Origin of the sequence: Fulvimonas yonginensis, assembly GCF_037137055.1 — a bacterium.
In the GTDB taxonomy this organism is placed as follows: domain Bacteria; phylum Pseudomonadota; class Gammaproteobacteria; order Xanthomonadales; family Rhodanobacteraceae; genus Frateuria_A; species Frateuria_A yonginensis.
The window spans coordinates 260,430-279,798 of sequence record NZ_JBBBNY010000001.1; the positions used below are offsets into that span (position 1 = coordinate 260,430).

At 71.5% G+C, this 19,369-nt stretch carries 19 protein-coding genes and 1 tRNA gene; 8 read left to right on the top strand and 12 right to left on the bottom strand.

Going from position 1 to position 19,369, the window contains the following annotated elements:
• Positions 1-9: 9 nt before the first annotated feature.
• From rsmB to def, 3 genes are read right to left on the bottom strand one after another with little or no spacing between them, the layout of a single operon-like run.
• The gene (rsmB, locus tag WAT24_RS01110) at positions 10-1,323 is read right to left on the bottom strand and encodes a 16S rRNA (cytosine(967)-C(5))-methyltransferase RsmB (protein WP_336806364.1); all 1,314 of its coding nucleotides are present in this window, start codon (positions 1,321-1,323) and stop codon (positions 10-12) included.
• Between the two features lie 46 nt (positions 1,324-1,369).
• Entirely contained in the window at positions 1,370-2,299 is a 930-nt protein-coding gene (gene fmt / locus WAT24_RS01115) for a methionyl-tRNA formyltransferase (RefSeq protein WP_336806365.1), read from the bottom strand.
• Positions 2,299-2,808: a peptide deformylase gene (def, locus tag WAT24_RS01120; protein ID WP_336805964.1), complete on the bottom strand. Its 510-nt coding sequence runs from the start codon at positions 2,806-2,808 to the stop codon at positions 2,299-2,301. Before def ends, fmt begins: the two co-directional genes overlap by 1 nt.
• A gap of 189 nt (positions 2,809-2,997) precedes the next feature.
• Between def and WAT24_RS01125 the strand changes: the two genes are divergently transcribed.
• The 6 genes from WAT24_RS01125 to purD all read left to right on the top strand — a co-directional run bounded on the left by WAT24_RS01125 (position 2,998) and on the right by purD (position 11,488).
• Positions 2,998-4,125, top strand: a complete 1,128-nt coding sequence (locus WAT24_RS01125; RefSeq protein WP_336805965.1) for a LysM peptidoglycan-binding domain-containing protein — start codon at positions 2,998-3,000, stop codon at positions 4,123-4,125.
• Positions 4,126-4,203: 78 nt separating this feature from the next.
• On the top strand, positions 4,204-5,325 hold the full coding sequence (dprA, locus tag WAT24_RS01130; RefSeq protein ID WP_336805966.1) for a DNA-processing protein DprA: 1,122 nt from the start codon (positions 4,204-4,206) through the stop codon (positions 5,323-5,325).
• Positions 5,326-5,459: 134 nt separating this feature from the next.
• Positions 5,460-7,973, top strand: a complete 2,514-nt coding sequence (locus tag WAT24_RS01135; protein ID WP_336805967.1) for a DNA topoisomerase I — start codon at positions 5,460-5,462, stop codon at positions 7,971-7,973.
• A 2-nt stretch (positions 7,974-7,975) separates the two neighbouring features.
• Positions 7,976-8,548, top strand: a complete 573-nt coding sequence (gene tsaC / locus WAT24_RS01140; RefSeq protein WP_336805968.1) for an L-threonylcarbamoyladenylate synthase type 1 TsaC — start codon at positions 7,976-7,978, stop codon at positions 8,546-8,548.
• Positions 8,549-8,672: 124 nt separating this feature from the next.
• A complete protein-coding gene (locus WAT24_RS01145; RefSeq protein WP_336805969.1) occupies positions 8,673-10,049 on the top strand; it encodes an AMP-binding protein in 1,377 nt (458 codons plus the stop codon).
• Between the two features lie 155 nt (positions 10,050-10,204).
• Positions 10,205-11,488, top strand: coding sequence for a phosphoribosylamine--glycine ligase (gene purD / locus WAT24_RS01150; protein WP_336805970.1), 1,284 nt, complete (start codon positions 10,205-10,207; stop codon positions 11,486-11,488).
• Between the two features lie 3 nt (positions 11,489-11,491).
• Here the strand turns inward: purD and WAT24_RS01155 are convergent, their stop codons facing one another.
• Positions 11,492-11,902: a TonB-dependent receptor gene (locus WAT24_RS01155; RefSeq protein ID WP_336805971.1), complete on the bottom strand. Its 411-nt coding sequence runs from the start codon at positions 11,900-11,902 to the stop codon at positions 11,492-11,494.
• A 198-nt stretch (positions 11,903-12,100) separates the two neighbouring features.
• Here WAT24_RS01155 and WAT24_RS01160 point away from each other — a divergent pair, with 198 nt between their 5' ends.
• Complete coding sequence (locus WAT24_RS01160; protein ID WP_336805972.1) at positions 12,101-13,975, top strand: MFS transporter; 1,875 nt, start codon at positions 12,101-12,103, stop codon at positions 13,973-13,975.
• Positions 13,976-14,067: 92 nt separating this feature from the next.
• Here the strand turns inward: WAT24_RS01160 and WAT24_RS01165 are convergent, their stop codons facing one another.
• The 8 genes from WAT24_RS01165 to WAT24_RS01200 form a co-directional block, all read right to left on the bottom strand.
• Entirely contained in the window at positions 14,068-14,937 is an 870-nt protein-coding gene (locus WAT24_RS01165) for a beta-lactamase induction protein (RefSeq protein ID WP_336805973.1), read from the bottom strand.
• A gap of 71 nt (positions 14,938-15,008) precedes the next feature.
• Complete coding sequence (gene nudC / locus WAT24_RS01170; protein ID WP_336805974.1) at positions 15,009-15,968, bottom strand: NAD(+) diphosphatase; 960 nt, start codon at positions 15,966-15,968, stop codon at positions 15,009-15,011.
• A gap of 7 nt (positions 15,969-15,975) precedes the next feature.
• A complete protein-coding gene (erpA, locus tag WAT24_RS01175) occupies positions 15,976-16,344 on the bottom strand; it encodes an iron-sulfur cluster insertion protein ErpA (protein WP_336805975.1) in 369 nt (122 codons plus the stop codon).
• 61 nt (positions 16,345-16,405) lie between these two features.
• Positions 16,406-16,840, bottom strand: a complete 435-nt coding sequence (locus tag WAT24_RS01180) for a bactofilin family protein (RefSeq protein ID WP_336805976.1) — start codon at positions 16,838-16,840, stop codon at positions 16,406-16,408.
• A gap of 2 nt (positions 16,841-16,842) precedes the next feature.
• On the bottom strand, positions 16,843-17,583 hold the full coding sequence (locus WAT24_RS01185; RefSeq protein WP_336805977.1) for a DUF6776 family protein: 741 nt from the start codon (positions 17,581-17,583) through the stop codon (positions 16,843-16,845).
• A 136-nt stretch (positions 17,584-17,719) separates the two neighbouring features.
• Complete coding sequence (gene bfr, locus WAT24_RS01190; RefSeq protein ID WP_336805978.1) at positions 17,720-18,190, bottom strand: bacterioferritin; 471 nt, start codon at positions 18,188-18,190, stop codon at positions 17,720-17,722.
• A gap of 101 nt (positions 18,191-18,291) precedes the next feature.
• Entirely contained in the window at positions 18,292-18,498 is a 207-nt protein-coding gene (locus WAT24_RS01195; protein ID WP_425605204.1) for a (2Fe-2S)-binding protein, read from the bottom strand.
• 46 nt (positions 18,499-18,544) lie between these two features.
• The gene (locus tag WAT24_RS01200) at positions 18,545-19,081 is read right to left on the bottom strand and encodes an RNA pyrophosphohydrolase (RefSeq protein ID WP_336805980.1); all 537 of its coding nucleotides are present in this window, start codon (positions 19,079-19,081) and stop codon (positions 18,545-18,547) included.
• Between the two features lie 147 nt (positions 19,082-19,228).
• Here WAT24_RS01200 and WAT24_RS01205 point away from each other — a divergent pair.
• A tRNA-Met gene (locus WAT24_RS01205) sits at positions 19,229-19,305 on the top strand.
• Positions 19,306-19,369 lie beyond the last annotated feature (64 nt).

Sequence of the window (19,369 nt, forward strand, 5' to 3'; positions counted from 1 at the left end):
GGGCGGGGCTTACCGGGTGCTGAGCCGTTGCCGTTTTTCCAGCACGGCATAGTACATGCCGTCCAGCTCGCCCTCGCCTGGCAGGATCTGCCAGCCCACCGCGGCCGCCTGGCCGGCCGGCAACGCGAACGGCACTACCTGCGCATCGTCCACCGCGCCCAGCAGGTGACCGACCGTGGCCTCGTTCTCCGCGCGCAGCAGCGAGCAGGTGGCGTAGAGCAGCCGGCCGCCCGGCTTGAGCAGCGGCCAGAGCGACTGCAGGATGCCACGCTGCAACGCGGCGAGGGCGGGGATGTCGCTTTCGCGCCGGTGCAGGCGTACGTCCGGCCGGCGGCGCAGCACCCCGGTGGCCGAGCAGGGCGCGTCGACCAGGATGCGGTCGTAGGGCGCGCCGTCCCACCAGGCCTGCGGCGTGGCGGCGTCGCCGACGCGCAGGTCCGCGCACAGGCCCAGGCGGTCGAGGTTCTGGCCGATCCGGCGCAGGCGCGAGGCGTCCGAGTCCAGCGCGGTCAACGTCACGTCGGCGCGCTCGAGCAGGTGGCAGGCCTTGCCGCCCGGTGCCGCGCAGGCGTCGAGCACGCGCTGGCCCGGCGACGCCCCGAGCAGATCGGCGGCCACCTGCGCGGCGCCGTCCTGGACCGCGAACAGACCCTCGGCGAAGCCGGGCAGGCGGGTCACCTCGCCGCTGTGCGGCAGCACCACGGCGTCGGCGAGCCAGGGATGCGGCTCGGCCGTCTGGCCGTCCAGATGCAGGCGCTCGAGCAGTGCCTCGCGGCTGCCGCGGCGACGGTTCACGCGCAGCATCAGCGGTGGTTCGTGGTTGTCCGCGGCGAGCACGGCCTCGGCCTGCGCGGGCCAGTCGCGCGCGATCGCCTCGGCCAGCCACACCGGGTGCGCGTGGCGGGTCGGCGGCGCGGCATCCAGTGTGGCGAGCAGCGTTGCACGCTCGCGTTGCCAGCGGCGCAGCACGGCATTGACCAGTCCGGCCAGGCGCGGGCGCTTGAGCGCGCGGGTGGCGTCCACGGTGGCGGCGACGGCGGCGTAATCCTGCAGTTGGAGGATCTCCAGCTGCACCAGGCCCAGCACCAGCAGCGCGTGCACGGCCGGATCCTTGCGCCGCAGCGGCTGCGCCAGCAGGCGGTCGAGCACCGGGTCGAACCGAAGCCACCAGCGCGCGCCCTCGCTGAGCAGCGCCATCAGCAGCGCGCGGTCGCGCGGGTCCGGCAGGCGCGGCGCGTGACGCTCCATGGCGTCGCGCAGCGAGGCGCCGCGCAGCGCGATCTCGGCCAGGGCGGTCGCGGCCAGCGCGCGGGTGTCGGTCACCGCCACGGTGCGTGCTCCCCGCAGGGAACAGGGAGCGGGGCGCCGGTCACGCGCGGGCTCCGCGCAGCTCGGGGCGGGCGTTCAGGTAATCGGCGGCGCTGATGCGCTTGCCGCCCGGCCGCTGCAGGGCGGTGACGCGCAGCACGCCCTCGCCGCAGGCCAGCTCGATGCCGTCGCGGCTGGCGCCGAGCACCGTGCCGGGTGCCGCGTCGTGCCAGCGATCGAGCGCCCGTGCGGCCCAGATGCGCACCATCTCGCCGGCGATCGCACCCTCGGCCACCGGCCAGGGGTCGAACGCACGCACCGCCCGTTCGAGCTCGGTCGCCGGCCGGGTGAAGTCGAGCCGCGCCTCGGCCTTGTCCAGCTTGTGCGCGTAGGTGACGCCCTCGGCCGGCTGCGGCGTGGCGGCCAGCGCCTCGCCTGCCAGCGTGCGGCGCAGGCCTTCGGCGATCACCTCGGCGCCCAGCACGGCCAGGCGGTCGTGCAGGCTGCCGCCGGTATCGTGCGGGCCGATCGCGGTGCGCTTCTCCAGCAGTACCGGGCCGGTGTCCAGACCGGCCTCCATGCGCATCAGAGCGACCCCGGTCTCGACATCGCCGGCGAGGATCGCGCGCTGAATCGGCGCCGCGCCGCGCCAGCGCGGCAGCAGGCTGGCATGCACGTTCCAGCAGCCCAGCCGCGGGACCGCCAGCACCTTGCGCGGCAGGATCAGTCCGTAGGCGACCACCACCATCAGGTCGGGTGCGTAGGTGGCCAGACGGGCCTGCGCTTCGGCGGACTTCAGCGATTCGGGCTGTTCGACCGGCAGCCCGGCCGCGAGCGCCGCCTGCTTCACCGGGCTGGGGGCGAGCTTGCGCCCCCGGCCGGCGGGGCGGTCGGGCTGGGTGTAGACGGCCGCCAGCTCGACACCATCGAGGCGGCAGGCTTCAAGGCAGGGAACGGCGAACTCCGGCGTGCCGGCGAAGACGAGGCGGATCAAGCGCTCGCCGCCTGCTTGCGCTGCTTCTCCATGCGCTTGAGCAGCAGGTTGCGCTTGAGCGGCGAGAGGTAGTCGACGAACACCTTGCCGGCCAGGTGGTCCAGCTCGTGCTGGATGCACACCGCCAGCGGGCCCTCGGCCTCGACGGTGATCTCCTTGCCCTCCACGTCCTGCGCCTTCACGGTGACCTTGAGCGCACGGGTGACGTCGGCATAGATGCCCGGGAAGGACAGGCAGCCTTCCTGGTACACCTGGGTGCCTTCCCTGCCCACGATTTCCGCGTTGATCAGCGCCAGCGGCTGGTTGCGCTCCTCGCTCATGTCGGCCACCAGCACCCGCTTGTGCACGTTCACCTGGGTCGCCGCCAGGCCCACGCCGTTGGCGGCGTACATGGTTTCGAACATGTCGGCGACGAACTGCTTCAGCTCGGCGTCGAACACGGTGACCGGGGCCGCCTTGGTGCGCAGGCGCGGGTCGGGGAATTCGAGAATGGACAGCACGGACATGGGATCACCTCGTGCGCCGAAAATGCGGGCGGATCGGTGAAACCGAAGCCCGGGCGCAAACTAGAATGGGCCTTAATTGTACGTCGGCAAGCGCCCGTGGAGCAGGCAATTTTGCCAACTGCACCCGGTTGCGGGCCTTCACGGTTCGGTTACACTCGCCCGAGCATCGGGGGTAGGGGAATCCCGCACATGATCAAGAAGTCCATCGGACTGCTGGCCGGCATGCTGGTTACCGTGGCCGTCTACGCCGCCGGCGCCCAGCTGCGCGCCGACCACCCCGACAGCTACACCGTGCGCCGCGGCGACACGCTGTGGGACATCTCCGCGAAATTCCTCTCCAAGCCGTGGCTGTGGCCGGAAATCTGGCAGGCCAACCCGCAGGTGCGCAATCCGCATCTGATCTATCCCGGCGACGTGCTCAACCTGTCGTTCATCAACGGGCCGCGGCTCAAGCTCGAGCCGAGCGTGCACCGCGAAGCCGAGGCGGTGCCGGCGATTCCCCTGGACCAGTTGCGCCTGTTCCTGAAGGACATGCGCGTGATGGATTCCAATGCGGTCAGCTCGGCGCCCTACGTAGTCGGTTTCGAGGAGGCGCGCCTGCGCGGCGCGGTCGGCCAGAACCTGTACGTACGCGGCCTCAAGGGCGAGCCCGGCCAGCGCTGGGCGATCGTGCGGCCGACCCACGTGTTCCGCGGCTTTGAGCAGGACGATGCCGGCGATGCGGACAACGGCATCGTCGCCCATCTGCTGGACAGCGACGCGGCGATGGTGAACTCGCCCTGGTCGGAGGACTTCCGCGACGACGGCCATTACGGCAAGGGCGAGGATCTGGGCGTCGAGGTGAGCGTGATCGGCACCGCCGAGACGCTGCGCACGGGCGATCCCTCGACCCTGCTGCTGCTGGACGCCGCCCAGGAGATCCGCAGCGGCGACCGCGTGCTGCCACTGGACGGCCCCGCCTACGACCCGTACTACTACCCGCATGCGCCGCAGTCGGTGCCGGCCAACGCCCGCGTGATCGCCTTCGCCGACGCCATGGACGCCGCGGGTCGGCGCCAGGTGGTGGCGCTGTCCATCGGCGCGAAGGACGGCGTCGAGAACGGCCAGACCTACGCCCTGTTCCAGCCGGGCGAAACCATCCACGACGACGTCGCCAGCAGCAGCTGGCGACGCGGCACCGGCGAGCGCGTCACCCTGCCGGAGGAGTTCGTGGGCCACGTGATGGTCTTCCGTACCTTCGACCGGGTCAGCTACGGCCTGGTGATGGACGGCCTGCGGCCGGTGCACCGCGGCGACCGCCTGGCGATGCCCGAGTAGGCGGCAGCGGCATTCGCCGACAGGACGGCGCGGCCCCGGCCGCGCCGTTTTTCGTTGCGCACTCCCTACACTGGCCGGATGGACGACGAGGACGATCTGCGCGCCTGGCTGGTGCTGCTGCGTACGCCCGGGCTCGGCCCCGCGCAGTTGCGCGAACGGCTGGCCGCCCGGGCGGGCGATATCCGGGCGGTGCTGGAGGAGCTGCGGTGCGCCCCGGGCGCGGGCACGGCCGCGCGCGCCTGGCTGGCCCGGCCGGATGCGGCGCGCCTGGAGGCCGACCACGCCTGGCTCGCCCTGCCCGGGCACCGCCTGCTGCGCTGCACGGAGGCGGACTTCCCGCCCCTGCTGGAGCACATCGCGCAGCCGCCCGCCGCCCTGTTCGTGGCCGGCGAGGCCGGCCTGCTGCTGCATCCGCAGGTGGCCGTGGTCGGCGCCCGCGGCGCCACTGCCGGTGGCCTGGCGCAGGCGCGCCGGTTCGCCGCGGCGCTGGGGCAGGCCGGGTTCCTGGTCACCAGCGGCATGGCGGACGGCATCGACGGCGCAGCCCACCTGGCGGCGCTGGAAGCCGGCGCCGCGACGGTCGCCGTGGTCGGCACCGGGCCCGATCGCGTCTATCCGCGCAAGCACGCCGCGCTGGCGCGGCGGATCGGTGCGCGCGGTGCGCTGGTGAGCGAGTTCCCGCCGGGGACCCCGGCGCGCGCGGACCATTTCCCGCGGCGCAACCGCCTCATCGCGGGACTCTCGCTGGGCACGCTGGTGATCGAGGCGGGGCTGAAATCCGGCTCGCTGATCACCGCGCGGCTGGCCGGCGAGCAGGGGCGCGAGGTGTTCGCCCTGCCCGGCTCGGTGCACAACCCGCTCGCGCGCGGCTGCCACCGGCTGATCCGGGACGGCGCGCGACTGGTGGAGGAGCCGGACGAGATCGTCGAGGCGCTGGCGCCGGCAGCGCGGGCACTCGGGCTCGAGCTGGCGGCGCGGCTCGACGGGGCGGGAGCGCGAGGCGGCCCGGCGGCACAGGCGCCGCAGGACCCCGAACACCGCCGCCTGCACGAGGCGCTGGGGCACGATCCGGCCACGCTGGACGAACTGGTGGCGCGCACCGGCCTGGCCCCGGCCGCGCTCGCCTCGATGCTGCTGGTGCTGGAGCTGGAGGGCCGGGTCGAGGGCCTGCCCGGCAACCGCTACCAGCGCCTGGCCTGACCCGGCCCTCGAAAGCCGCGCCAGGGCACGGTTTCACGCGACCCGGCTTGACAGTCCCGGCGAGCGCATGGCTCAACTAATAAAGAGTGTGTCCGCCAGCCGGCGGCACGGAACGCTTCCGGAACCCCCGCCACATGGCCAAGAACCTCCTCATCGTCGAGTCGCCTGCCAAGGCGAAGACGATCAACAAGTATCTCGGCAAGGACTTCCAGGTCCTGGCCTCCTACGGCCACGTGCGCGACCTCAAGCCCAAGGAGGGCGCGGTCGATCCCGACCACGGCTTCGCCATGAAGTACGAGGTGATCGAGCGCAACGAGAAACACGTCGACGCGATCGCCAAGGCGGCCAAGCAGGCCGACGACATCTACCTCGCCACCGACTTGGACCGCGAGGGCGAGGCGATCTCCTGGCACATCAGCGAGATTCTCAAGGAGCGCGGCCTCACCGAAGGCAAGCGCATGCACCGCGTGGTGTTCTCGGAGATCACGCCCAAGGCGATCAAGGCCGCGGTGGCGCAGCCGCGCCAGCTCTCGCACGACCTGGTCGACGCCCAGCAGGCGCGCCGCGCGCTGGATTACCTGGTCGGCTTCAACCTCTCGCCGGTGCTGTGGCGCAAGGTGCAGCGCGGTCTCTCGGCCGGTCGCGTGCAGAGCCCGGCGCTGCGCATGATCGTCGAGCGCGAGGAGGAGATCGAGGCCTTCGTCGCCCGCGAATACTGGACGGTCGAAGCCCGGCTCAAGCACGCCGAGGGCGACTTCGGTGCCCGCCTGACCAAGCTCAACGGCAAGAAGTTCGAGCAGTTCGACCTCACCAACGAGCGCGACGCGATGGCCGCGCGCGGCGCGCTGAAGGACGCCGCGCACGGCCGCCTGACAGTCAGCGAGGTGACCTCGAAGGAGCGCAAGCGCCGCCCCGCACCGCCGTTCACCACCTCCACGCTGCAGCAGGAGGCCGCGCGCAAGCTCGGCTTCGGCACCAGCCGCACGATGAAGATTGCGCAGGGGCTGTACGAGGGCGTCAGCCTCGGCAGCGAGGGCAACGTCGGCCTGATCACCTACATGCGTACCGATTCGACTGCGCTCTCCGACGAGGCGGTGGACGAGCTGCGCGCGCTGATCGGGCGCGACTTCGGCCGCGGCGCGCTGCCGGACGGTCCGCAGGTCTACCGCACCAAGTCCAAGAACGCGCAGGAGGCACACGAGGCGATCCGCCCGACCTCGGCGATGCGCACGCCGCGCCAGGTCGCCGCCTTCCTCACCGAGGAGCAGCGCAAGCTGTACGAGCTGATCTGGAAGCGCACGGTCGCCTGCCAGATGATCCACGCCACGCTCAACACGGTGTCGGTGGACTTCGAGCTGCCGCACGCCGCCGGTGGTCCGGCCGCGTTCCGCGCCACCGGCACCACCGTGGTCGATCCCGGCTTCCTCGCCGTGTACGAGGAAGGCCGCGACCAGAAGAGCGCCGAGGACGACGAGGAGGGCCGGCGCCTGCCGCGCCTCACCAAGGGCGAGCAGGTGGCGTTGGCCGACATCCTGGCCGAGCAGCACTTCACCGAGCCGCCGCCGCGCTACTCGGAGGCCAGCCTGGTCAAGGCGCTGGAGGAATACGGCATCGGCCGCCCGTCCACCTACGCCAGCATCATCCAGGTGCTGCAGAACCGCGAGTACGTGTACCTGGAGAACCGCCGTTTCAAGCCGACCGACGTGGGTCGTGCAGTGGGCAGGTTCCTCGCCCAGCACTTCAACCAGTACGTCGACTACGAGTTCACCGCCAGGCTGGAGGACGAGCTCGACGCGGTCAGCCGCGGCGAGGAGGCCTGGGTGCCGCTGATGGAGCGGTTCTGGAAGCCGTTCAAGAGCCAGGTCGAGCAGAAGACCGAGTCGGTCGACCGCAGCGAGGCCACCGGCGCGCGCGAGCTGGGCATCGACCCCAAGAGCGGCAAGCCGGTCTCGGTGCGCCTGGGGCGCTACGGGCCGTACGCGCAGATCGGCGACAAGGACACCGACGAGAAGCTGCAGTTCGCCAGCCTGCGGCCCGGTCAGAGCATGCACACGATCACGCTGGAGGAAGCGCTGGAGCTGTTCAAGCTGCCGCGCAGGCTCGGCGTGGCCGAGAACGGCGAGGAGGTCAGCGTCGGCGTCGGCCGCTTCGGCCCGTTCGTCAAGCAGGGCAGCACCTACGCCTCGCTCAAGCCGGAGGACGACCCGTACACGATCGAGCTGCCGCGCGCGCTCGAGATCCTGCGCGAGAAGCTGGAGATGCTCGCCAACCGCGTGATCGCAGACTTCGGCAACGGTGTGCAGGTGCTGAACGGCCGCTACGGCCCCTACATCACCGACGGCGAAAAGAACGCGCGCATCCCCAAGGACGTGGAGCCCAAGGACCTGACCGAGGCGCAGTGCCTGGAGCTGCTCGCCGCCGCGCCGGCCAAGAAGGGCCGCTTCGCCCGCAAGACCGCGGCCAAGCAGGCGCCGGCGAAGAAGGCGCCGGCCGCGAAGAAGGCGGCACCGAAGAAGGCCGCGGCCAAGCAGGCGGCGACCAAGAAGAGCGCGGCCAAGAAGGGCGCGACCGGCGGGGCCGCGGCGAAGAAGAGCACCGCCCGCAAGACGGCAGTGAAGAAGGCCGGCACGCACCAGGCAGGCGCCTGAGCATGACCGCGCGCTTCACCGAGACCGGGTGCCAGGCCGCCGCCGAACTGCTGCGCGGCGGCGGCGTGCTGGCCTATCCCACCGAGGCGGTCTACGGCCTCGGCTGCGATCCGCACGACCGCGACGCCTTCGCGCGCCTGTTCGCGCTGAAGCAGCGCCCGCCCACGCAGGGCGTGTTGCTGATCGCCGCGGACTTCGGCCAGGTCGAGCGATACATCGACCTGGCCAGGGTGCCCGACGCGGTACTGGCCCAGGTGCGGGCCAGCTGGCCCGGCCCGTACACCTGGGTGTTCCCGCGCACCGGCGCCGTGCCCGACTGGGTCGCCGGGGCGCATGCCGGCATCGCCCTCAGGGTCACCGCGCACGAACCTGCCGCCGCGCTGTGCCGCACCTTCGGCGGCGCGCTGGTCTCGACCAGCGCCAACCCGCACGGGCAGCCGCCGGCACGCAGCGCGCAGACCGTGCTGGACTATTTCGGCGACGCGCTCGACGGCGTGCTGGAGGCGCCACTGGGCGGGCAGACCCGGCCTACCGTGATCCGCGACGCCCTGAGCGGCGCTATCATCCGTTCCTGACGTCCAGGGGAGCGTCGCGGGCCGGGCCCGTGGCGGGACGGCAGCACCGCTTCACGCCGGCTTGCGAAGGCCGGTCGCCATGCTGCCTGCGTCTGGCAATTGGCGAACTGGGAGAACGAGCCGCGTGGCCACCGTCTACGACACCTTCGAGCGCGAGGCGCCGTCACGCCTGTTGCCGCTGCTGCAGGCGGCCACGCCAGGGCGGGTCCTGGCCTGGCGCAACGGCCGGCCGGTGAGCGTGGCGCGCTTCCTGGCCCAGGTGCGCTACGTGGCGGCCATGCTGCCGGCCGCCTGCGCCGCGGTGAACCTGTGCGAAGACCGATATGCCTTCCTGGTCGCCTTCTGCGCCATCGTGCTGCGTGGCCAGACCAACCTGCTGCCGTCGTCGCGTGCCACGCAGGCGGTCGACGAGGTGATGGCGGCGCATCCGGGCTGCTACGCGCTGGGCGAACAGGTGATCGAGCCGGCACCGCACGGTTACCTCCGCCTGCCGCCGCTGGACGATGCGCCGGACGAAGCGGTGGTCGCGTGGCCGCAGATCCCGGCGGACCGGCTGGTGGCGATCGGCTACACCTCCGGCTCGACCGGCACGCCGAGCGCCAACCCCAAGACCTGGCGCAGCTTCCATGCCAGCAACGCGGGCAACCTGGCGATGCTGCGCGCGGCGGTCGGGGAGCGCTTCGACGTGGTGGCCACGGTGCCCCCGCAGCACATGTACGGCATCGAGATGAGCGTGCTGCTGCCGCTGCTGGGCGGCGTCGGGGTCCACGCCGGGCGCCCGTTCTTCCCGGCCGACGTGGCCGCGACGCTGGCCGAGGTACCCGAGCCCCGCGTGCTGGTGACCACGCCGGTGCACCTGCGCGCGCTGCTCGAGTCGGGCATCGCGCTGCCGCCGCTGGCGGCGATGGTCTCGGCCACCGCACCGATGCCGCCGGAACTGGCGCGCGACGCCGAACGGCGCTTCGGCGCGCCGCTGCTGGAAGTGTTCGGCTCGACCGAGACCTGCGTGTTCGCCAGCCGGCGCACGACCACGGAAGAGGAATGGTCGCTCTATCCGGGCGTGCGCCTGCATCCGCAACCGGACGGCACCCAGGTCGACGCGCCGCAGCTGGACGCGCCGCGGCTGCTGGCCGACATCGTCAGCCTGTCCGCCGACGGCCGCCGTTTCCGCCTGCGCGGGCGCCAGGCCGACATGCTGGAGATCGCCGGCAAGCGCGCCTCGCTGGGCGACCTCACCCGGCGCCTGCTGTCGGTTCCCGGCGTGCAGGACGGCGTGGTGTTCCAGCTCGACGACGCCGACACCCTCGGCGTGCATCGCATCGCGGCGCTGGCGGTGGCGCCGGCGCTGGACGAGCACGCCATCCTCGATGCGCTGCGCAGGGCGGTCGATCCGGTGTTCCTGCCACGCCCGCTGCTCAAGGTCGACGCGCTGCCGCGCAACGAGACCGGCAAGCTGCCGCGCGCCGCGCTGCTCGAGCTGCTCGCCCGCCACACCCACTGATCCTGCCCGGAAGGCGCGGACCCGCTCGCGCCGCCCCGGCAGCGCCACGCGCGCTGCGGCGTCGCAGGCAGGTCCGCTCCGGGCACCTGCCCGTGTGCATGGGCCGCTACAATGCGCGCCTGCCCGCAAGGGCGCACACCATTCCTGGAGTCGGCATGAAGGTCCTGGTCATCGGCAGCGGCGGGCGCGAGCACGCGCTGGCGTGGAAGCTCAAGCAGTCGCCGCGCGTCAGCGAGGTGATCGTGGCGCCGGGCAACGCCGGCACCGCACGCGAGCGCGGCCTGCGCAACGCCGAGGTGGCGATGAACGACCTCGACGGCCTGCTCGCCCTGGCCAGGGCGGAGAAGGTCCAGCTGACCGTGGTCGGGCCCGAGGTGCCGCTGGTCGCCGGCGTGGTCGACCGTTTCCGCGCCGCCGGCCTGCGCATCTTCGGGCCACGCGCGCTGGCGGCGCAGCTGGAAGGATCCAAGGCGTTCGCCAAGGATTTCCTGTTCCGCCACAACATCCCCACCGCGCGCTACGCCGTGTTCACCGAGCTCAACGCCGCGCTGGCCTACGTGCGCGAGCACGGCGCGCCGATCGTGATCAAGGCCGACGGCCTGGCCGCCGGCAAGGGCGTGGTGGTCGCGCTGACCCTGGCCGACGCCGAGCAGGCGCTGCGCGACATGCTCGGCGGCCACGCGTTCGGCGACGCCTCGGCGCGGGTGGTGATCGAGGAGTACCTGGAGGGCGAGGAAGCCAGCTACATCGTCATGAGCGACGGCAGCCACGCGCTGCCGATGGCCTCCAGCCAGGACCACAAGCGCCGCGACGAAGGCGACCTCGGTCCCAACACGGGCGGCATGGGCGCCTATTCGCCCGCGCCGGTGGTCACGCCGGAGGTCGAGCAGAGGATCCTGAAGGAAGTGATCGAACCGACCCTGCACGGCATGGCGGCCGAGGGTGCCCCGTTCATCGGCTTCCTCTATGCCGGGCTGATGATCGGCAAGAGCGGCGCGCCCAAGGTGATCGAGTTCAACGTGCGCTTCGGCGACCCCGAGACGCAGCCGATCATGCTGCGCCTGAAGTCCGACCTGGTCGACCTGATCGAGGCGGCCCTGGACGGCGAGTTGCACCACACCCGCGCGCACTGGGACAGCCGGCCCGCGATCGGCGTGGTGGTGGCGGCCGAGGGCTATCCGGGCCGCGTGCGCAACGGCGACCCGATCGGCGGCCTGGACGGCAGCTTCGACCCCACCGTGAAAGTGTTCCATGCCGGCACCCGGTTCGACGCGCAGGGCCGCGTGACCACCGCCGGCGGCCGCGTGCTCACCGTCTGCGCACTGGGTGAAAATCTCGCCGCCGCGCGCGAGCACGCCTACGAGGCGGTCGCCAAGATCCACTTCAACGGCGCGTTCTGCCGACGCGACATCGCGCACCGCGCGCTGCGGCGAGGCTGATCCTCAGGCAGCGGCCTTCTCCGGTTGCACGTCGGTCGCCGTACCGGGCCGCAGCACCATGTACAGCATCAGCAGCAGCGCGAGCAGCACGCCGATCGAGCCGATGCCGAGCACGGGGGCGAGCGTCGTCTCCGGCGCCTGGCCGCCGTAGAGCAGGAACAGGCCCACGAACAGCGTGATCGCTGCCGCCTGGTGCAGTACGAACTGCACGGTGGCGAGGCCGCGGCGGGGCGCCTCCAGCCACAGCCGGTGGATGATCGCGTACACCAGCGACACCACGAAGCCGACCAGCAGCACGTGCGCGTGCGTCACCAGCTGGCCGTGGTTGTGCGAGGCGGCCATGTAGATGCCCAGGCTCATGCCGATGGCGGCGTAGCAAAGGGCCCAGACCAGGTACCTGCGGCTGAAATCCATCGTGTGCTCCCCCTCTCGAAGACACTGGCGCCGATTCGGCGGGCGCCATGAGCGCCGTGGAAGGCTGGCCGGCCAGGCCGGCACACCGCCCCCCGGCGGTGACCTCCCCGCGGCGAAGGTAGGCCGATCCGTCCGCCGCCGCAACGTTCCCCTTCCGGCTTCACGCTAGGCTATGCGCAGCTTCCACCAGGTACCCGCATGAGCCAATTCGCCCTGCTCGGCCAGCGTCGCTTCGCGCCGTTCTTCTGGACCCAGGCGCTGGGCGCCTTCAACGACAACGCCTTCCGCAACGCGCTGGTGATGCTGGTGGCGTTCCGGATGGGGCTGGACGACAGGAGCGTGTCGCTCTACACCAACCTGGCGCCGGCCCTGTTCATCCTGCCGTTCTTCCTGTTCTCGGCCACCGCCGGCCAGCTGGCGGAGAAGTACGAGAAGACGCGCATCATCCGCGCGGTGAAGCTGTTCGAGATCGGGGCCATGGCGCTGGCAGCGGTCGGCTTCCACACGCACGATACCGCGCTGCTGCTCGGGGTGCTGTTCCTGATGGGGCTGCACTCGACCACGTTCGGGCCGATCAAGTACGCGATCCTGCCGCAGGCGCTCGCGCCCGGCGAGCTGGTCGGAGGCAATGGCCTGGTCGAGATGGGCACGCAGCTGGCGATACTCGTCGGCATGATCGCCGGTAATTCGCTGATGCTGGTGCCCGGCGTGGGACCTTGGCTGGCCTCGGCGGCGACGATCGCGGTAGCGGTCGGCGGCTACCTGGCCAGCCGCCGCATTCCGCCGGCCCCCGCGACCGCGCCGGAGTTGAAATTCACCTGGAACCCGGTCGGCGAAACCGCGCGCGTGCTCGGCATCGTGCGCCGGGACCGCGCCGTGTTCAACGCGGTGCTCGGCATCTCCTGGTTCTGGTTCTTCGGCACCGTGCTGATCGCGCAGCTGCCCAACTACACCCGCCAGACGCTGGGCGGCGACGGTTCGGTCAACACGCTGGTGCTGACGCTGTTCTCGATCGGCACCGGCGTGGGCGCGCTGCTGTGCGAGCGCATGTCGGGCCGGCGCGTGGAGATCGGCCTGGTGCCGCTGGGCGCGTTCGGGCTGACCGTGTTCGGCGTGGACCTGTATCTCGCGCGGCACGGTGCGGCCACGCTGCACGACCAGGACTGGCTGGCCTTCCTGCGCAGCGCGGGCAGCTGGCGGGTGGTGCTGGACCTGACCCTGATCGGCGCGTTCTCCGGCCTGTACGTGGTGCCGCTGTTCGCCTTCGTGCAGGCGCGCGCGCCGCGCGAGCAGCTCTCTCGCGTCATCGCCGGCAACAACATTCTGAACGCCCTGCTGATCGTGCTGGCCGCCGGCTTCGGCCTCGGGCTGGCGGCGCTCGGGTTCGATGCGGCGCAGGTGTTCCTGGCCGCGGCCCTGCTCAACGTCGCGGTGGCCGCGTACATCTTCACGCTGGTGCCCGAATTCCCGATGCGCTTCATCACCTGGGTGCTGGTGAACACGCTCTACCGCGTACGCGTGGAGGGCGCGCGGCACGTGCCGGAGGAGGGGCCTGCGCTGCTGGTGTGCAACCACGTCAGTTACATGGATGCCCTGCTGCTGATGGCGCACCTGCGGCGCCCGGCGCGGTTCGTCATGTACTACCGCATCTTCGAGGTGCCGCTGCTGCACTTCGTCTTCCGCACCGCCAGGGCGATCCCCATCGCCGGACGGAACAAGGATCCGGCGATGCTCGCGGCTGCCTGCGAGGCGATCGACCAGGCGCTCGCCGCAGGCGAGCTGGTGTGCCTCTTTCCCGAAGGCGGGCTGACGCGGGACGGCGACGTGGCGCCGTTCCGGCCGGGCCTGCTGAGGATCCTGGAACGCCGGCCGGTGCCGGTGGTGCCGATGGCGTTGCGCGGACTGTGGGGCAGCGTGTGGAGCCGGCGCGACACGCGCCTGGGGTGGGCACGGCTGCCGCGGCGGTTCCGTGCCCGGGTGGAGCTGGTCATCGACGCGCCGGTGGCGCCGGAGCGGCTGCGGCTGGATGCGCTCGAGGCGCGGGTGCGCGAACTGCGCGGGACGCTCGCGTAGCGCTGCGGCGCCATCCGGTGGAGGCCTGCCCGCAGCGCGCGCGTCACGCCGCTTCCGCAAACATCGCGAGCAAGCGCGCTCCCGCGGGCAGGTCAGGTCAGCCAGCCGCCCAGTACGATCAGCGCCACCACGCTGAGCCAGGCCAGCAGCGCGCGCAGGAAGGCACCGCGCATGCGCGCCAGTTCGAACAGCGGGTCGGTGCGCTCCTCGGCGTAGCCGTCGCCGGCGGCGATGTCCACGTCGATGTCCGCGCAGGCAGCCGCGGCGAGGAAGTCGGGCTCGTCCGTGTACCAGCTGGTCGGTGCCGCATGCAGGCGCCAGCGTCGCCACGCGTCCATCACCGCATCCCAATGGCCGACCAGGGCCAGGGTGAACACCAGCAGCTGCGCCGGCAGCCAGTCCAGCGCATTGGCGACGTAGCGGGCGTGCGTGCGGCTGCCGGCATCCAGCGCCAGCGTGTCGTCGCGGCCGAGCGCCTGGGCCAGCCGGTACAGCAGCGCTCCCGCCGGACCGAGCAGGAAGAACCACAGCAGCACGCCGAAGCGCCGCCGCAACGCGGCCAGCGCCACCGCCTCGCCCAGTGCGTGCGCGGTCCAGGCCACGTAGCCGCCGGGCTCGGCGAGCCGCTGCGCAGCGGCCTCGCGTGCGGGCCGGTCGGGCGCGTGCAGGACCGCCTCCAGGTCCGCCTCGAAGGCGTGCGGGCCCAGGCCGTACAGCAGCACCAGCACGGCGAAGGCCAGCTGCAGGAAACCGCCCAGCGGCAGTTTCCCGAGCAGCTCGGACAGCAGCAGACACAGCGCGGCAGGGACGATCAGCGTCAGCAATACGCGGCCACGTCCGGCGGTGTCGTCCAGCTGCCGCACCCAGTGGCGGAACACGCCATCGCCGCGCCACTGCGCGAGTTGCGGCAGCAGGTGCAGCAGGCCGAGGGCGATGAGGGCGGCAAGCAGGCTGAGGGCCATCGGGACGGACTCCGGATCAGGGCTGCATTGTAGCGGCCGGCTGGCCGGCCTTCGGTCGCCGGCGCGGCTTGCTAGGAAGAGCGGTCGACGAGCGTGTCCAGCTCCAACCCGGCGCGCGTGCGCAGCCAGTGGGCCAGCAACTGGTAGGACACCGACAATCGCGTCGGCGTGGCGAAGCTGCCGTCGGCAAGGCCCGCCACGATCTGGCCCGCGGTGAACCAGCGTGCGTCCTCCAGCTCGCCGTCGCGCAGGTCGATGTGGCGATCGAACGCGGTGGCGGTGAAACCCACCATCAGCGAGGCGGGCAAGGGCCACGGCTGCGAGGAATGGTAATGCACCTGGTCCACGCGCACGCCGGCTTCCTCCGCAACCTCGCGCCGCACGGCATCTTCCAGCGACTCGCCGGGCTCGACGAAGCCGGCGAGCGTGGACCAGCGCCCGGCCGGCCAGCTCGCCTGGCGCCCCAGCAGGCAGGCGTCCTCGTGCTCGACGATCACGATGATCGCCGCGTCGGTGCGCGGGAAATGCAACCGCCCGCAGGCGTCGTCGGTGCACTGCAGGCGGTGGCCGGCGGCGACCCGCCGCAGCGGCGCGCCGCAGCCGGCGCAGAAGCGCGTCTCGCGTTGCCAGTGCGCCAGTCCCTTGGCATAGGCGAACAGGCCCGCCTCGGCGGCGGGGAGACGCAGGCCCGCCTCGCGCAGGCCCACGCGGCGCGCGTCGAGCCGGCGTTCGAGCTGCTCCAGCGGATGGTTCTCGTCCAGTGCGATCAGGAAGTGCGGGCGCGCGTCGGCGATGCCGAGCAGGCTGGCGGGAAGCTCCGCGAACAGCTCGCGCCGCTCGGCCTCGCTCAGCCAGCGCAGGCCCTCGGTGTCGCGCAGCAGGTAGCTGTCGCCGGAGGGGTGCAGCAGCAGGTAGCGCGCCCCGGGGCAGGCCGCCTGTTCGGCGATCCAGGCCTCGTGGTCGCGCCGCTCGGCCATGCGGTCGAGCACCAGGCTCAGGCCGGCGAAGACGTTGGTGACCGCTGCGGCCATCGCTGCCTCAGGTGGAGAACGAGGAGCCGCAGCCGCAGGTGGTCTTGGCGTTCGGGTTGCGGATCACGAACTGCGCGCCGGAGAGCGATTCCGCGTAGTCGATCTCGGCGCCGGTGAGGTACTGCAGCGAAAGCGGGTCGACCAGCAGGGTGACGCCTTCGCGCTCGAGCGCGAAGTCGTCCTCGGCCTGTGCCTCGTCGAAGGTGAAACCGTACTGGAAGCCCGAGCAGCCGCCGCCGGTGATGTACACCCGCAGCTTCAGCGCGGGATTACCTTCTTCGAGGATCAGCTCGTGCACCTTGCGCGCGGCAGCCTCGGTGAAGACCAGCGGAGCGGTGGCCTGGCGGTAGTCGGGGATGGGGACGACGGTTTCCATGCGGCGGATGTGCGGTTGCCGGGGCGCGATCTCAAGCATAGCGCCTGGCGGGCGCCGCGGCTCACGCCGGGACGGCGTCGTCCAGCGTGGCGTCCTCGAGCTGGCCCGGCGAGGGCAGCTCGCGCGCGCTGTCCCCGGTACGATGGCTCATGCGGCCGTTGACCTGCGCGCCGGCCGCCATTTCCAGGGTGTGGTAGTGCACGTCGCCGGTGATGCGCGCCTGCGGCGCCAGTTCCAGCCGCTGGCTGGCGTGGATGTCGCCCTGCACCTGGCCGTTGATGATCGCGTGGGGGACGCGGATCTCTCCGAGCACCTGGCCATGCTCGCTCAAGGTGAACACCGCGTCCTCGCCCTCGGCCAGCACGGCGCCCTCGATGCGGCCGTCCAGGTGCAGCGCGCCGCTGAAGCGCAGGTCGCCCTGGATCACCGTGCCGCGGGCAATCAGGCTGGTGTCGTTGCTGCCGCTGGCGCGGTCGGTGCGTCGACGGTTGAGCATGGTCAGTTTCCCCCTTCGATCATGGTGAGGTTGCCCGAGAGGGCGTCGTTCCAGGCGACCGTGCGGTCGACCGCATCGTCGCCCTGCGGCTGCACGTGGATGCGCAACCGGGTCGGTTTGAAATCGGCCGGCAGCATGAAGGTGGCGTGGAGCTGCTGGAAGTAGCGGAAGCGGAACGCGAGGCCGTCCTGTTGTGCCGCGTCGCCGAGCGCGGCCCAGTCCAGCGCCACCACCTTGTCGCCGCGCACGCCTTCCACGCTCACCGTGACGGTGCCGCTGACGTCGCTGCCGCGCTTTGCGTTCTGGGTCAGGCTCAGGGCGAGGTTCCAGGCACGCGAGCCGCTGACCGGGCGCAGCTGCACCTCCTGCACCTTGAGCCCTTCGCGCTGGGCACTGCCGCCGACCAGCCTCGAATAGAAGCCCAGGTCGGTGCGCAGGCCGTTGATCTCCTCCTCCCGCTCGGCCAGCGTGCCGCGCAGCGACCGGGTCGCGATCTCGGTGACCTGCTGCGAACGCTTGAGGTTGGCGATCTGCTGCTTGAGCTCTTCGTTCTGCGCGGCGAGCCGGCGGGCTTCACGGTGGTCGACCGCGGCCGGCGTGGTACGCCAGGCCAACGTGCCGACCACGCCCGCGGTCAGCAGCAGGCTGGCCAGCCAGGCCGCGCCCAGCCACAGCCGGCGACGACGCAGGCTGGCGTCATCGTGCGGTCGCACGACGAAGCGCGGAGGCGGGCGTGAAGCCATGGGCGAATCCGGTACGGCAAGGGTGTCCGGTATAGCCGCTGCGTGACGAGAGCGTCAAGGAACGGCGCCACGGATTGCGACCGCGCTCCTGCCGCCCGCTGCGGCGGCGCGCGCCCGCCATCCGCCGGCGGCCGGATCAGTCGCCCAGCTTGCTCTGCAGGTAGCGCTCGGCGCCGATGTCCTTGACCAGATTGAGCTGCGTTTCCAGCCAGTCGATGTGCTCTTCCTCGTCGTGCAGGATGGTCTTGAACAGATCCCGGCTGACGTAGTCGGCGATGCCCTCGCTGTGTGCGATCGCGGCGCGCAGGTCCACGGTGGCGGCCAGCTCCAGGTCGAGGTCGCCCTTGAGGCATTCCAGCGCGTTCTCGCCGATGCGCAGCTTGCCCAGGTGCTGCAGGTTGGGCAGGCCGTCCAGGAACAGGATGCGCTCGATCAGGCGATCGGCGTGCTTCATCTCGTCGATCGATTCCTTGTACTCGTGCTCGGCCAGCTCGCCGTAGCCCCAGTCCTTGAACATGCGGTAATGCAGGAAGTACTGGTTGATCGCGGTCAGCTCGTTGTAGAGCACCTTGTTGAGGTACTCGATGACCTTGGCGTCGCCTTTCATGGGGAGTCTCCGGTGCGCGGTCGACCGTCGACTATACGGACTCGCCCTGCGGAAAGGCGAAATGCGAATGCGTGCGGTTCGGGATTCCCCCGCCCGAGGGCTCAGGCGGCGACCAGCGGCAGCGGGAAGGCCACCTGAGCGAGCGCCGACTCCAGCGTGGCGCGCGCCTCCGCCTCGCAGCAGCCGCAGCAGTCCGAGCAGCCGGTGCGCGCCTGCAGCTCGTCGAAGCTGCGCACGCCCTCGGCCGCGGCGCGACGGATGTCGTGATCGGTAACGGCATTGCAGAGGCAGATGTACATGCCGCGCATTCCAACGCGAATGCGAATGATTGTCAACAAGGCCTGCGGGCGCGGTTCAGGCCGCCGCGACCTTCCCGGGGGCCGCAGGGCGCGGCAGCGGGCCCAGTTGCACGCTCAACAGTTCCTCCACCAGCGGGGCGAAGTGGCGCAGCGCGCGCTCGTAGACCTGGCGCTTGAAGTTGACCACGTGCACGGCGGGATACCAGAAATCGACCCAGCGCCAGACGTCGAACTCGGGCTTCTCGCTGGCGTCCAGGCGCAACGCCGCCTCGCCGCCGACCAGGCGCAGCAGGAACCAGACCTGTTTCTGGCCGACGCAGGTCGGCCGCTGGTGGTGGCGCACGTAGCGGCTGGGCAGGCGGTAGCGCAGCCAGCCGCGGGTGCTGGCGATGACCTCGACGTGCTCGGGCGCCAGCCCGGTCTCCTCGGCCAGCTCGCGGTACATCGCCTCCAGCGGCGTCTCGTCGCTGCGCATGCCGCCCTGCGGGAACTGCCAGCCATCGTGGTTGATCCGGCGCGCCCAGAACAGGCGGCCGTCCCCGTTGAGCAGCACGATGCCCACATTCGGACGGTAGCCATCGGCGTCGATCATCTCGCCTCCTCGGCCGCTGTTGGCGGGACGGGTGCCCGGGATTCAACCATACCGCGCGAAGCGGCGACAAGCGAAAGGCTTGAACCGGCACGCCCTGGCGATTACACTGCCGGGCTCCGCTGGCGCCGAGCGCCGACGACGCCCCAAGGCTATGTAGCTCAGCCGGTTAGAGCACAGCACTCATAATGCTGGGGTCGGTGGTTCGAGTCCACCCATAGCCACCACGCTCCCGCTGCGCCGCCCCCCGCTTCCCGCCGCGTCCGGCCCTGTCCGGGCGGGACGTACAAT

Coding starts and splice junctions, on each gene's coding strand:
- def (WP_336805964.1), bottom strand. CDS start 2,808: ATGTCCGTGCTGTCCATTCTCGAATTCCCCGACCCGCGCCTGCGCACC.
- WAT24_RS01125 (WP_336805965.1), top strand. CDS start 2,998: ATGATCAAGAAGTCCATCGGACTGCTGGCCGGCATGCTGGTTACCGTG.
- dprA (WP_336805966.1), top strand. CDS start 4,204: ATGGACGACGAGGACGATCTGCGCGCCTGGCTGGTGCTGCTGCGTACG.
- WAT24_RS01135 (WP_336805967.1), top strand. CDS start 5,460: ATGGCCAAGAACCTCCTCATCGTCGAGTCGCCTGCCAAGGCGAAGACG.
- tsaC (WP_336805968.1), top strand. CDS start 7,976: ATGACCGCGCGCTTCACCGAGACCGGGTGCCAGGCCGCCGCCGAACTG.
- purD (WP_336805970.1), top strand. CDS start 10,205: ATGAAGGTCCTGGTCATCGGCAGCGGCGGGCGCGAGCACGCGCTGGCG.
- WAT24_RS01155 (WP_336805971.1), bottom strand. CDS start 11,902: ATGGATTTCAGCCGCAGGTACCTGGTCTGGGCCCTTTGCTACGCCGCC.
- WAT24_RS01160 (WP_336805972.1), top strand. CDS start 12,101: ATGAGCCAATTCGCCCTGCTCGGCCAGCGTCGCTTCGCGCCGTTCTTC.
- WAT24_RS01165 (WP_336805973.1), bottom strand. CDS start 14,937: ATGGCCCTCAGCCTGCTTGCCGCCCTCATCGCCCTCGGCCTGCTGCAC.
- nudC (WP_336805974.1), bottom strand. CDS start 15,968: ATGGCCGCAGCGGTCACCAACGTCTTCGCCGGCCTGAGCCTGGTGCTC.
- erpA (WP_336805975.1), bottom strand. CDS start 16,344: ATGGAAACCGTCGTCCCCATCCCCGACTACCGCCAGGCCACCGCTCCG.
- WAT24_RS01180 (WP_336805976.1), bottom strand. CDS start 16,840: ATGCTCAACCGTCGACGCACCGACCGCGCCAGCGGCAGCAACGACACC.
- WAT24_RS01185 (WP_336805977.1), bottom strand. CDS start 17,583: ATGGCTTCACGCCCGCCTCCGCGCTTCGTCGTGCGACCGCACGATGAC.
- bfr (WP_336805978.1), bottom strand. CDS start 18,190: ATGAAAGGCGACGCCAAGGTCATCGAGTACCTCAACAAGGTGCTCTAC.
- WAT24_RS01195 (WP_425605204.1), bottom strand. CDS start 18,498: ATGCGCGGCATGTACATCTGCCTCTGCAATGCCGTTACCGATCACGAC.
- WAT24_RS01200 (WP_336805980.1), bottom strand. CDS start 19,081: ATGATCGACGCCGATGGCTACCGTCCGAATGTGGGCATCGTGCTGCTC.